The sequence below is a fragment of the Paraburkholderia sp. RL17-373-BIF-A genome (genome assembly GCF_046030175.1).
GTDB lineage: Bacteria > Pseudomonadota > Gammaproteobacteria > Burkholderiales > Burkholderiaceae > Paraburkholderia.
This window is the reverse complement of the sequence record NZ_JARESO010000020.1, coordinates 82,868-95,248: the sequence shown is the minus strand read 5'-3', so window position 1 is coordinate 95,248 and position 12,381 is coordinate 82,868. Positions and strand designations below refer to the sequence as shown.

The 12,381-nt window shown below is 60.3% G+C and carries 9 protein-coding genes and 1 pseudogene; 5 read left to right on the top strand and 5 right to left on the bottom strand.

Annotated elements, in window-relative coordinates; translation table 11 throughout:
- The first annotated feature begins 185 nt into the window (after positions 1-185).
- A complete protein-coding gene (locus tag P0D80_RS24435; protein ID WP_408287087.1) occupies positions 186-2,084 on the top strand; it encodes a S9 family peptidase in 1,899 nt (632 codons plus the stop codon).
- Positions 2,085-2,129: 45 nt separating this feature from the next.
- On the opposite strand, the gene P0D80_RS24430 is transcribed toward P0D80_RS24435, so the two are convergent.
- On the bottom strand, positions 2,130-2,666 hold the full coding sequence (locus tag P0D80_RS24430) for a MarR family winged helix-turn-helix transcriptional regulator (protein WP_408287086.1): 537 nt from the start codon (positions 2,664-2,666) through the stop codon (positions 2,130-2,132).
- A gap of 100 nt (positions 2,667-2,766) precedes the next feature.
- Between P0D80_RS24430 and P0D80_RS24425 the strand changes: the two genes are divergently transcribed.
- A complete protein-coding gene (locus P0D80_RS24425; protein WP_408287085.1) occupies positions 2,767-3,561 on the top strand; it encodes an SDR family NAD(P)-dependent oxidoreductase in 795 nt (264 codons plus the stop codon).
- Between the two features lie 98 nt (positions 3,562-3,659).
- Here the strand turns inward: P0D80_RS24425 and P0D80_RS24420 are convergent, their stop codons facing one another.
- The 4 genes and pseudogenes from P0D80_RS24420 to P0D80_RS24405 all read right to left on the bottom strand — a co-directional run bounded on the left by P0D80_RS24420 (position 3,660) and on the right by P0D80_RS24405 (position 8,118).
- On the bottom strand, positions 3,660-4,619 hold the full coding sequence (locus tag P0D80_RS24420) for an alpha/beta fold hydrolase (RefSeq protein ID WP_408287084.1): 960 nt from the start codon (positions 4,617-4,619) through the stop codon (positions 3,660-3,662).
- A 16-nt stretch (positions 4,620-4,635) separates the two neighbouring features.
- A complete protein-coding gene (locus tag P0D80_RS24415) occupies positions 4,636-6,048 on the bottom strand; it encodes an NAD(P)-binding protein (protein ID WP_408287082.1) in 1,413 nt (470 codons plus the stop codon).
- A 131-nt stretch (positions 6,049-6,179) separates the two neighbouring features.
- Positions 6,180-6,896 (bottom strand): annotated as a pseudogene (locus P0D80_RS24410) (glutathione S-transferase C-terminal domain-containing protein).
- A gap of 199 nt (positions 6,897-7,095) precedes the next feature.
- On the bottom strand, positions 7,096-8,118 hold the full coding sequence (locus P0D80_RS24405; protein ID WP_408178537.1) for an SGNH/GDSL hydrolase family protein: 1,023 nt from the start codon (positions 8,116-8,118) through the stop codon (positions 7,096-7,098).
- 324 nt (positions 8,119-8,442) lie between these two features.
- On the opposite strand from P0D80_RS24405, the gene P0D80_RS24400 reads away from it, so the two are divergent.
- From P0D80_RS24400 to cuyB, 3 genes are all read left to right on the top strand, one after another.
- Positions 8,443-9,357, top strand: coding sequence for a LysR substrate-binding domain-containing protein (locus P0D80_RS24400; protein WP_408287080.1), 915 nt, complete (start codon positions 8,443-8,445; stop codon positions 9,355-9,357).
- A 181-nt stretch (positions 9,358-9,538) separates the two neighbouring features.
- A complete protein-coding gene (locus tag P0D80_RS24395; RefSeq protein ID WP_408178536.1) occupies positions 9,539-10,828 on the top strand; it encodes a dicarboxylate/amino acid:cation symporter in 1,290 nt (429 codons plus the stop codon).
- Complete coding sequence (gene cuyB / locus P0D80_RS24390) at positions 10,825-12,324, top strand: cysteate racemase (protein ID WP_408178535.1); 1,500 nt, start codon at positions 10,825-10,827, stop codon at positions 12,322-12,324. Before P0D80_RS24395 ends, cuyB begins: the two co-directional genes overlap by 4 nt.
- Positions 12,325-12,381 lie beyond the last annotated feature (57 nt).

Sequence of the window (12,381 nt, the reverse complement as noted above, 5' to 3'; positions counted from 1 at the left end):
AAGTTCTCTGGCGTTTACCGTATCGAGAACGATTGCTTTCGTTGAATATTTTATTTCACACCAATCGTAATCTGGGTGTCAGCGTAACAGAATGGCAATCAGTCTGACGGATTGCCTGCTTGCGCCGCGCGAATAAGACGCAGGTTTGATGCGCATGGTCAAATGGGGCTTTTGGGGAGAAATGCATGAGTGCCGTCAACGATCAGGAAGCTGGTGACCGGACCGTCAAGCTCTATTCAGTACGCGACTTTTTCCGCAGGCCCGAGAAACACCAGTTCACGATTTCGCCGGACGGCCGACATCTCTCGTTTCTGACTCGGCACGCGGGCCGTCAGAACATCTTCGTTCAGGAAATCGGCCTCGATGGCTCGCCGCTTGGGGATGCGCAGGCGCTGACCAACGAATCCGAACGCGACGTGCCGGGGCACGCCTGGAAAGGCAACGACCGCATTCTGTTCGTCAAGGACTTTGGCGGCGACGAAAACTTTCACGTGCTGTCGGTGCCGATCCACGGCGGCGAGCCGGTCGACCTGACCCCGTTCGACGGCGTCAAAGCGAGCATCGTCGACGATCTCAGGGACGATGACCGCCATATCCTGATTCAGATGAACCGGCGCGATCCGCAGGTGTTCGACGTGTTCCGCGTCGACGTCGTCACCGGCGCGTTCACCCCGATCGCTGAAAACCCCGGCAACATCATGGGTTGGATGACCGATCACGCCGGGTGCCTGCGCGTCGCGACCGCCTCCGACGGCGTCAACACGACCCTGCTCTATCGCGATACCGAGACCGAACCGTTCCGCCCGATCCTGACGACGAACTTTCGCGAAACGGTGTCGCCGCTGTTCTTCACCTTCGACGATCAGCGTTTGTACGTGCTCTCCAATCGAGGCCGGGACAGGACGGCCATCTTCGAGTTCGACCCGCAAACCGCGCAGGAAGGCGAACTGCTGTTCGAAACCGAACACGTGGATGTGAGCGGACTGGCTTATTCAAAACACCGGCGCGTGTTGACGGCCGCGTGGTATGTCGATGACCGCATGCATCGGCACTTCTTCGACGAATGGGCTCGCTCGATCCACGAGGACCTGGGTCGTCAGTTGCCCGGTCAGGAAATCGCGGTCACGAGCATCACACGCGACGAGTCGCGCGCGATCGTGCACGCTTCGAGCGACCTTTCGCCGGGCTCGATCTGGACATACGACATCGCCAGCCGTCATCTTTCCAGGCTCACTGAGCTCATGCCCTGGCTCGACACCGCGGACATGGCGCGCATGGAACCGATCCGCTTCGTCGCGCGCGACGGTCTGCAGATCAACGGATATTTGACATTGCCGGCAGGCATCGAACTCGGGCAAAAGCCGAAAAGCCCGCTCCCATTGATCGTCAATCCGCACGGCGGACCTTGGGCGCGCGATTCGTGGGGCTTCAACTCCGAAGCGCAATTGCTCGCCAATCGCGGGTATGCGGTCTTGCAGCTGAACTTCCGCGGCTCGACGGGCTATGGACGCACGTTCTGGGAGGCGAGCTTCGGTCAATGGGGCAAGTCGATGCAAAACGACATCGACGACGGTATCGACTGGCTCGTCGCGCAAGGTCTGGCCGACCCCGCGCGCGTGGGCATCTATGGCGCGAGCTACGGCGGCTATGCCGTGCTCGCCGGCGTCGCATTCACACCCGATCGCTATGCGGCTGCCGTCGACTATGTCGGCGTCTCGAATCTGTTCACGCTACTCGAATCGTTGCCACCGTATTGGAAGCCGATGCTCGACATGATGTACGAGATGATCGGCAACCCGCAAACCGAAACGGGCAAGCAGGCGCTGCACGATGCATCGCCGCTATTCTTTGTGGAGCGAATCGTGACGCCGCTATTCGTCGCGCAAGGTGCGAACGATCCGCGAGTCAAACAAGCCGAAAGCGACCAGATCGTGCACGCGCTGCGCGAGCGTGGGATCGACGTCAAGTACATGCTCAAAGACAACGAAGGGCACGGCTTCCGAAACGAAGAGAATCAGTTCGAGTTCTACGAAGCCATGGAAGCCTTCCTCGCGCAGCACTTGGGCGGCCGCTCGGCGGCGTAGCGCCGAAGGATCAGCACCGGCCGGTAGTCGACACCGGCCGGGAAGCTATTCCCCGTGATAGGACGCGAGAAACTCGTCGGACGCCACCTCGTCCGCGAGCGCCCGCAGCGTTGCGGCCGAGTCGCGGCCCAGCACGTCTTCCACGCGATTATTCGCTTCAGCCCACAGCACCAATGCCTCCGAGAGGCGCTTCTTGCCAAGGCGGGTAAGCACGCCGTGCTTTGTCCGCCTGTCTTCGGCGTCCTGACGCAATTCCACCAGTCCATCCCGCACCAGCGGCCTTAGCGCATGCGTTAGAGCCGAAATCTGGATGGCCAGCCGAGCCGCCAGGTCCTGCAAGGTCGGTCCCTGTTCACTGCCGCTGGCGGAGAAGCGTTCAATTTCCGCTATCAGGCCGATCTGGGTGGCTTTGAGGTCGAGCGGCGCCAGCGCCTCGTCATATAACTGGCCCAGTCTGCGCGCGGCGCGCCGCAACGCCGTGTTCGTGCACGCGAGTTCGCCGAGGATATCCCGCTCATCAGTAGCTGGCCGATCCAGATCGTCTGGGTTCGCCAGTGAATCAATTTTCTTTCCCATACGCATAGGATGGTTGAGTACTGCACTGTTGACAAGAGGGCGACGTCCGGTTATATACTTGAGCCCTCAATCATTATAGTTGAGTACCAAACTAATGGAGTCACACATGACCAGTTCACGGAAAGTTGCTGTTGTCACCGGAGCGTCGTCCGGTATTGGTGCTGTCTACGCCGACCGCCTTGCCGCTCGCGGCTATGATCTCGTCCTTGTCGCACGGCGCGCCGATCGCCTGGAAGCGCTCGCTGCGAAGGTATCCGCAGCGCACGGTGCCAAGGTCGAGTCAATTGTTGCGGACCTGACGAATGACGCTGATCTGGCGCGGGTCGAGAAAGTTCTCGCCACCGATCCGGCCGTGCGCGTTCTGATCAACAACGCAGGTCTCGCGCGACTGCGGCCGGTCGGGCAATCCTCCGCGGAGGACACGCGCTCGCAGATCGCGCTCAACATCACGGCCCTCACCCGGCTGACGCAGGCCGCCGTGCCGGCATTCGTGTCGCGAAACGAGGGCGTCATCGTCAATATCGCTTCCGTGCTGGCGATCCACTCAATGCCCGTCAGCGCCGTCTATAGCGGTACCAAAGCGTTCGTTCTGCAATACAGCCGTGGACTCCAGCAGGAACTCGCGGAGACTGGCGTGAAGGTGCAGCTCGTCCTTCCGGCATCGACCGCAACCGAAATCTGGGACGAATCCGGCATCCCACTTTCGGCGCTGCAGAAAGAGTCAGTGATGACGACAGAGAACCTGGTCGATGCGGCTTTGTCCGGATTCGATCAGGGCGAAACCGTCACGTGGCCATCAGTGGCCGACGCGAGCCTGTGGGATACCTACGACACTGCGCGCTCGGCATTGTTTGCCGCAACGCAGGTCGGCAAGCCGGCCCCGCGCTACAGAATCGGTTGATTGTCTTCGAGAGCGCAAGGGGCTTCTGACCAGTGTCTTTCGCCGCAGCTGCGAGGGCGCTGGCCAACCCGGCAGCAATTCTCTGGGACCATGCCGATTTACAGTCCTCTCAAGAACGCAACTAGCAGGTCATTCACTTCGGCCGACCGTTCGCGCTGAATCCAGTGGCCCGCTCCATCGAGAATATGGGAACCACGCAATCCGGGCAGCACGCGCGTCAGATTCTCGATGCGAGCCTGCGAGCCCGGAAACTTGAGAACATCGTCTCTCGCGCCCGCCACGAACATCGAAGGCTGCCGGATCACGGCCCCTCGCCATGCGGCCATCAGTTCCGACGAGCGTCGAATGCCGCGGTACCAGTTCAGTCCGCCTCTAAAGCCGGTGCGCGCGAACTCGCCCGCTAAGTATGCGATCTCTTCGCTGGTCAGCCAGCCTGGCAGCGTCTCGGGGTCAACCGTGCTGTCGAGAAAACCTGCACCGGGCGCCAGTATCCCTGCCACAACGCGCTCGGGTCCATCGCCCGACATGCTGAACGTGATCCGTCGAATCGCGGCTTCGGGGTCGGCCTCGAACTCGCTCTCGGCCACACCGGGCGTCTGAAAATACTGCATATAGAATGTTCGTATTCCTTGACGATCCAGTGCACTGAGCAAATCCTCCGGCGCAGGCGGATAAAACGGCACGCTCATGCCGACAACGGCACGGAACAGATCCGGCCGCATCATCGCCGCGTTCCAGGCCACCGGCGCACCCCAATCATGGCCGACGATCACCGCCTCGCTCTCACCCAACACGTTGACGAGTTCGACCATGTCGCCGACGAGATGCAGCATGGTGTACGAGTCCGCATCCGGCGGCGCATCGGTGCCGCCATAGCCGCGCATATCCGGCGCGACGGCACGGAACCCCGCGGCGGCGAGCGCCGCCAACTGGTGTCGCCAGGAGTACCAGGACTCCGGAAAGCCATGACATAGCAGCACAAGCGGGCCGCGGCCCTGGCTGGCTACACGCATGCGCAGTGCGCCCACCTGCAGCGTCTCGAGGCGAAGTTCGTCCAAGGTCTGCTCCATGAGGTCAGTTTAGAGTAGCAAGCAACGCTGGCAGCCTGGCGGCCGCCGCCGCGGCCTTGGCCCCGCTCTCCTGCAACAAGTCGAGCTTGGCGGTGTCGTCGGGCCGCATGCCACGCATGATCGCGTTCTGGCTGTTCAGCCGGCATTGCGACAGCCAGGCGTTCAAACCCGCGTTCTGCCGCCAGCTCGTCATGTTGGCAAGGGTCACCGCCCACATGCGTAGCCAGTCTATCGGATGCTCGGGGCTGGGCACGAGGCGGCACAGCGCGTTCTGCTCGGCCGTATCCGCGACATGGCTCTCGACATACGCGATCAGCGCGGCGCTGAACACCGGTTGGCACCAGCGCACCATCAGCAGATTGATCTGGTCGCCGTCGAATATAGGCAGCGCGGGCGGCATCTGGATCGCGCGGGCGGAGCAGTCGATGTAGAGCGTATCGGGATCGGCAGGTAGCGAGCCTCCATCGAGCGTGATCTGCGTCGACTGCACCGATTGCAGATGACCGAGACGCACAATGTCTTCAATGCGCCGGAGTTGTTCCAATTCCGCTTGAGAAATGATGGCGCATCGGTACATGCTGGGTTCGACTGCCTTGTCGATGCGCACGAGCAGGCCGCGCTGCTCCAGCCTGGCAAATAGATCGGGGATCGAAGTCGCCTCGGCAATGGCTTCGAACTGACCGATGGTGCTGCCGATCGTCCGCTCCAGCTTCTCCGCACCGGGCTGCGTGTTGGCGCGGTCCAGCAGCCACGCATCGCGCGGCATGATCCAGCGGATACGTGGCGGCGCCACTCCGTTTTGCAGCAGCCAGAGGCAGGCATCCATTCCGGTTTTACCGGAACCGACCACCGTATAGCAGGCATGCGGACCTTGTATGTCGGGTAGCCGGTTCAACGGAATGCAATTCACGTCTGCTGCAACCGTGTACTTGGGAGGATGCGTCGACGGCACTTCTGTCCGCGCATGAGTGGCGTTCACGAGTTTCCTGCGCGCAACGACTTGCCGTTCGTCGCCATTCATCAACGACTTGAAGTGATGCGTGCCGCCTACGCCCGCGCTGTATTCGCTCATTGGAAACCATTGAACGCGGCCCGAGGGCAAGAAGCGCTGCCGCATCACCTGGTCGAAATGGCTCAGCACTTCCGCGCCGCTCGCCAACTCGTACATGCCTATGTTCAGGCCAGTCTCGTCTTTGGTCCAGGTGCTCAGCTCGCGCGAGTTCACGCCGTAAAAGGCGGACGGCTGGTGCAGACCGACGAATGGATAGGCGTCGTTCCAGTGACCGCCGGGACGATGGTGTCTGTCAACCATCACCACGTGGGCATCGGTCTCGCTGAGCAGCGTGTCGACGAAGGCCATGGCAGTCGCGCCCGCGCCGATGACGAGGTAGTCGGTTTCGATCGGTTGAGTGTCCATTGTCTCTCGCTCCCGATGCGTTCTACGGCGGCAACGCATTGCCGATGAATCATGTCGGTGCCGTATGTAAGCGCTCCAGCGAATCAATAAACCTCAATCGATCATTTTGCCGAGTTGCCCATTCGCCCACCTCAAGGGGATACCCGCACGCGTAGCTCGATGTTGATCCGCTCATGAATGGCCTCGCAATGACGAACGAGCGCGGGACGCGAGAGCACGTACTGTTTCAGCGGCGTGTCGATCTCTTAGAAGTAGATGTTGGCGACAAAGCCATAGATCGCCGCGTCGACGGCGGCAGGCTCGGGTCCAAAAACAAATCCGTCGTCGCCGAGCAGATCCGCCACGACACGCAGATCGTCGATACCTCTCGCATAGACCTGCTCCGGCTCATAGCGGCCAATGCCTTGATAGTGATACCGCAACCGGTTGTATTCGCGCGCGGCTTCGAGATCGCTCGCGCTCACGTCTGCGTGCGTTGCGAGAATGGCGTCGCGGAAAGACGGCCAGAAGCGGTCGTCGCGCCAGCGTGAAAAGCTCATCGGCCAGTACAGGTCGTCGAGCGTTCGCCGGACCAGAAAGTCGAGATTCAATTGCCCCGGCGAGAGCGCGTGGTCGATGCCTAGATCGTATCGACGCTTTAAATGCACGATGATCCGGTCGCTATCGCCAATCGTTTCTTCACCGTCGACCAGATACGGCAACTGTCCGCGCGGTGCAAGGCTCGTGTCGAGGATGTGACGATGCTCGAAATCCATCCCGCACAGACGCATGAACGCGAATACCTTGAGACCGAAGGGATTGTTGTCGGCGACGCCAAACAGGTCGGGATACGAATAAAGCGTCAGCATGAGGCGCTCCTCGCCAGGGGCCGTCACTCTACGCGGAAGTCGCTACTGCGGCGCGCGGAAGTAAGCGGGTACGATGCTCCCAAGCTTACTCGACTCGCGGCTGAACGTCATGTAATCGGCGTGTGCGTCTCGTGCGCGCGCGAAGACGATATCGACCTGATCGGCTTTTTTTCCAGGCGCCGTACACAAGCTCCCGAACTCAGTGACCCAGACCGCTCTTGGCGAGTTGCTGCTCCACGAACTGGGCAAACAGTGAATGCAAATGTGTCGTCGGGTGAAGGTCGTCGGCGAACATGTACGTCTGGTCCGCGTTAGAGCTCACGTACGTAGGCGGCGAGCACAGCAAGGACGTATTATCGGGCGTTTTCTTGGGGTCGCAGGCCTGCGCCGTGTTCGACACGGTAAAGCCATTGGCCTGAAAGTTCGCAATGATCCCGTTCAACCACGTATAAGCATCGATCTGGATGACTTTCGCTTGCAGGCCACCGGTCTGCAACGCGGTGTTCAGGGTATCGTTGAACAGTTGCGATAACTGGGTCAAGTTGGCCCCGCCATCGGACGACGTGATGCCGTCCGGCGAGAGTCCGACATTCGGAAGATTGACAACCACGACGTGCACACCGCCGTTCTGGACGATCTGCCCGATTATCTGAGCGAGGGTGTTGGCCGCGGTCTGCACGGTCGGCGCCGCAGCCGGCAGCGGCCCGGCGCGAAGCACGTCGTTCGCGCCCGCCCAGACGAGCACCAGTTGATTGGCGTTAAAGCTGCTGTGCGCGGCCAGATAGCTCGAAACCTGCTGATTGACAGGCATTTCGACGTTGCCGATCACCGCAGTCAGAAAATCGGATTGGTTTGCCGGCGTCGCAACCGTGGCACCGCCTTCCGCATAACCGAGGCCGCCCTGCGCACTGAGCTTATGCGTAATGTCGATCGTGTATGCGGCCTTTAGCGTGTCGCCGTAGTACTGCGCGACATTCTGAGTCCACACTTGTCCAGGATTCGTCGTGAAACGCCCGCCGCCGACCGCGCTTGCGAGCGGCGCGTAGGTGCCGACGTCGGAAAGACTGTCGCCGAACGAGACGATTTGCAGATTGATGCCGCCTGCCGGTGTGGCTGCGCTGCCGCTATTATTCGAGTCGCCTCCGTGCCCGCCACACGCCGCGAGCAGTGAGATCGCCACGGCAAAAATTGCAGCGCGTACCTTGTCATTTATTCCATGCATCGCAGCGTCTCCCTAACCGGCCGGAGAGCTGTGGCCGCTTTGCGGCTTAACCGCGCGTCGCTCTCCCGATAAGCACTCCATTCAAGCAAAAAGCGTGCGCTGTCGCAGTTGGCATTGCCGGGTTGTCATGCACGCTCTCGAGAGCGGCGGACGACATGAAGCAGTTACGGGGAGTACGACCGTCGTCAATTAAAGGATTCCATATCAATTCAGCGCCGGGATTTTCCGCGTGTGCCTCATGACTTATCGGACACATCTGCCAGCGTAGAATCACACACTCACTTCAAAAAACTCGCTCCCTATTACACACAAAACGGATCCGACATGGAAATCAAGTGGATCGAGGACTTCATCGCACTCTCCCAGTATCAAAGCTTCTCGCGCGCGGCGGAGTTCCGGAATGTCACGCAGTCAGGATTCAGCAGGCGCATTCAGTCGCTTGAGCAGTGGGTGGGCGCGGACCTGATCGACCGCAGCAGTTTCCCTCCGACGCTGACGCCAGCCGGGCAACTGTTTCGTGAGGCCGCGGTCGACATATTGGGCAAGCTGTTCGATACGCGAGCCATCATTCGCATCGATCAACGCATGGCCGGCAAAGGCTTGCAGATTGCAGCGGGCCATACGATCGCGCTGAGTTTCCTGCCGGCCTGGTTGAAGGCGCTGACGGCACGTTTCGGTGAGGTCCGTGCCCGCGTGATACCCACTAATGTCCACGACTCCATTCTGATGCTCGTGAACGGCAACTGCGAACTGATGTTCGCCTATCATCACCCGGAGCTTCCCCTTCATCTCGACCCGATCAGGTATGAGCATGTCACCGTCGGCGTCGATGTACTGCTGCCAGTCTGCCGGCCAAATCCACGTGGTGCGCCCGTCTTCCGGTTGCCGGGAACAGCGGCCCGTCCATTGCCGTTGATTTCGTATACAGAAACCAGCTATTTCGGCCGCTGCCTTGCACTGCTTTTGAGCCGGGTCGACACGACGCCGGCATTGCGGCCTCACTACGAGTCCGATATGGCGGAGGTCCTCAAGAAACTGGTCCTGGAAGGCGAAGGAGTCGCGTGGCTTCCCAAAAGCTCGATCGTCACCGAACTCGACTCGGGCGAGCTGGTGCTCGCGGGCCGCGACACATGGAATCTTGAAGTCGAACTTCGCGCCTACCGTGATGCGTCGAATCGCAATGAGTTTCTCGACACGCTCTGGCGCCACCTTCGCGCCGCGTCACCTGCGGTCGATTAGGGGTTATCCCGCGTTATGCGAGTTTCGCATATCCCCATGCAGGACCCGCATCGAGTCTTTTTCGATCATCTCTATCATCCGTCAATACACAGAAACGCCGCGTCGCTAACGACGTTTTTGCCTCCTGCCAGCGTACTGCGGTCACGTCTGACCCTTGTGCGCATCCCTCGGACTGATGGAAATGAAAAACCGCCTAACTTTCTATATTGTGGTCGGCATGGCGCTCGGCGTGATTGTCGGCTACGTGTGCCACCGGAGCGCCGCCGGTGCTGCGGAAGCGAAGACCATCGCCGGTTACTTCTCGATCATCACCGATATCTTCTTGCGGCTCGTGAAGATGATCATCGCGCCGCTCGTCTTCGCCACGCTGGTGTCCGGTCTCGCCGGCATGGAAGGGACGAGCGACGTGCGCAGAATCGGGCTCAGGTCGGTGGGATGGTTCGTGTGCGCCTCACTGTTCTCGCTCGCGCTCGGCCTCGTCCTTGCGAACGCGCTGCAACCCGGCGCGGGACTGCATATGACGCAGACCAGTTCCGATGTGGCCACGGGCCTCAACACCGCGGGTCTGAACTTCAAGGACTTCGTCACGCATGCGTTTCCCTCCAGCATCATCGATGCGATGGCTCGAAATGACATCCTGCAAATCCTCGTCTTTTCGGTCCTGTTCGGCGTCGTCCTGAGCGCCATCAAAAAGGACCCGCGTGTCACACCGCTGATCGCCGCCATCGATGCGCTCGTACCTACCATGCTGAAGTTGACCGACTATGTGATGCGGCTCGCACCCATCGGTGTTTTCGGCGCCCTGGCATCCGCGATTACGGTGAACGGCCTGGATGTGCTGGCCACGTACGGCAAGCTCGTCGGCAGCTTCTATCTCGGTCTTGTCACGCTGTGGATCGTCCTCATCCTCGTCGGTCATGTCTTTCTGGGCAAGTCGATCTGGAAGTTGCTAAAAGCCGTCCGGGAACCCGCCATGCTCGCCTTCTCGACTGCGAGCAGCGAGGCCGCTTATCCGCGTCTGACCGAGAAGCTCGAAGCGTTCGGTATCGACAAGAAAGTCGTCGGCTTTACGTTGCCGCTTGGCTATGCGTTCAATCTCGATGGCTCGATGATGTACCAGGCGTTTGCCGCGATTTTCATTGCGCAGGCGTTCGGCATCGACATGCCGCTCAGCGCGCAAATCATGATGTTGCTGGTCCTGATGTTGAGCAGCAAGGGAATGGCCGGCGTCGCAAGAGGTTCCGTGGTGGTGGTCGCCGCTGTTGCGCCGATGTTTCACCTGCCCCCGTCCGGCGTGGTGCTGATCCTCGCTATCGATCAGATTCTCGATATGGGGCGAACCGCCACGAACGTGATTGGCAACAGCATCGCGACGGCCGTTATTGCGAAGTGGGAAGCGAAGCGGGCCGTCAAGCAGTTCGCCGATGGTGACAGCGTTGCCTTGGGCCAACTGCAAGGCGAGACGAAATGATCAGCGCAAGCGTGCTGAGCGGGAAGAAGTTCGGCGTGGTGGGCGGCCTGGGTCCACTGGCGAGTGCCGACGTCTTTTTCAAGCTCGTCAAATCGACGCCCGCGTCGAGCGATGCGGAACACGTCGACGTCATTTTCGAACAGCATCCCTTCGGCGGCGCGGTCACGGGTAGCGAAGCGACGACTCAGCGCAAGCTGTACATCTTCGACATGATCAGCAGTTTCGAGAAGCGAGGCGTGACGACCGTCGTACTCCCGTGCTTTCTCAGTCATACGTTCATCGATGAGTTGAAGGCTAACTCGCCCCTGCAGATTGTCGACATGGTCGAAGCCGTGCGCAGCCATGTTCGCAGAAAATTTCCGACTGCGCGGCGAATCGGCGTGCTGACCTCGGACTACACCCGTCGAAAAGGATTGTTTGAGAAGTATTTCGCGGCACCGGAATTTGAAATCATTCATCCCCGTCCACGTGACGGCGTCGACCTCATCACCGAAGCGGTCTACGGCGCGAACGGCGTCAAGAGCGGAAACCTGTCCGGCCGGCCCGTTGCGCTTCTGCGCGAGGCGTGCGAGGACCTCATTGCGCAAGGCGCCAATATCATTGTGCCGGGCATGACCGAGATCGCACTCGTGGCCGAGGAAATGGGTGCTTTCCGAGTGCCACTGATCGATTCGAATCTTGCCTATGCGCAGTACGTGATAGCGGGCGATTACGGTTCGCCCGAATCAATCTTCAAGGTGGGAGTGGTGGGTGGGGTTGGGCCCGCGGCTACGGTGGACTTCATGCAGAAGATCGTACGCAACACGCCGGCGAATCGCGACCAGGACCATATCAGGCTTCTGATTGAACAGAATCCCCAGATTCCCGATCGCACGGAAAACCTGATCGGTGACGGGCCCGACCCGACTATTTCGCTTTACGCGACCTGCAAGAAGCTCGAGTCGGGCGACGCGGACCTCATCGCTATTCCGTGTAACACCGCGCATGCATTTGTCGAACGCATTCAGCCGTATCTCGGCATACCAATCGTCAATATGTTGACGGTGACGGTCCGCCATCTCCGCGAGACGTTTCCGCTGCTTCGTTCCGTCGGCGTGCTGGCAACTTCGGGCACGATCGCAAGCGGCGTCTACGAGAAGGCTCTTGAATCAGGAGGATTGCAGCAAATCGTGCCTCGCGCGGATTTGCAGGCGCGGGTGATGGAAGCGATCTACGGCAAGGAAGGCGTGAAGGCGGGATTTACCACCGGACAGTGCCTGGACGATGTCTGCGCCGCCATTGACGGGCTCATTGCGGAAGGCGTCGAAGTGATCATCCTGGGATGCACCGAGTTGCCGCTTTTATTGCCGCAGAAGAGTTTCGTCGGCACGACCGGCATGCGCGTCAGTCTGGTCGACCCGACCGATGTCCTGGCACAGCAATGCGTGGCCCTGGCAACGGCGGCCGCGGAACGGCCCACTACCCGATCGGAACACCAACCCGGTCAAATTCGCTGACTAACGCGACATACCAACGAACACAGTAGTACTGCCTGATGACGTCGACATGCGACG

What these genes read in the sequence shown, in the direction of transcription:
- P0D80_RS24425 (WP_408287085.1), top strand. Translation starts at nt 2,767, where the DNA reads ATGACCAGTTCACGGAAAGTTGCTGTTGTCACCGGAGCGTCGTCCGGT.
- P0D80_RS24400 (WP_408287080.1), top strand. Translation starts at nt 8,443, where the DNA reads ATGGAAATCAAGTGGATCGAGGACTTCATCGCACTCTCCCAGTATCAA.
- P0D80_RS24430 (WP_408287086.1), bottom strand. Translation starts at nt 2,666, where the DNA reads ATGCGTATGGGAAAGAAAATTGATTCACTGGCGAACCCAGACGATCTG.
- P0D80_RS24435 (WP_408287087.1), top strand. Translation starts at nt 186, where the DNA reads ATGAGTGCCGTCAACGATCAGGAAGCTGGTGACCGGACCGTCAAGCTC.
- P0D80_RS24405 (WP_408178537.1), bottom strand. Translation starts at nt 8,118, where the DNA reads ATGCATGGAATAAATGACAAGGTACGCGCTGCAATTTTTGCCGTGGCG.
- P0D80_RS24415 (WP_408287082.1), bottom strand. Translation starts at nt 6,048, where the DNA reads ATGGACACTCAACCGATCGAAACCGACTACCTCGTCATCGGCGCGGGC.
- P0D80_RS24395 (WP_408178536.1), top strand. Translation starts at nt 9,539, where the DNA reads ATGAAAAACCGCCTAACTTTCTATATTGTGGTCGGCATGGCGCTCGGC.
- cuyB (WP_408178535.1), top strand. Translation starts at nt 10,825, where the DNA reads ATGATCAGCGCAAGCGTGCTGAGCGGGAAGAAGTTCGGCGTGGTGGGC.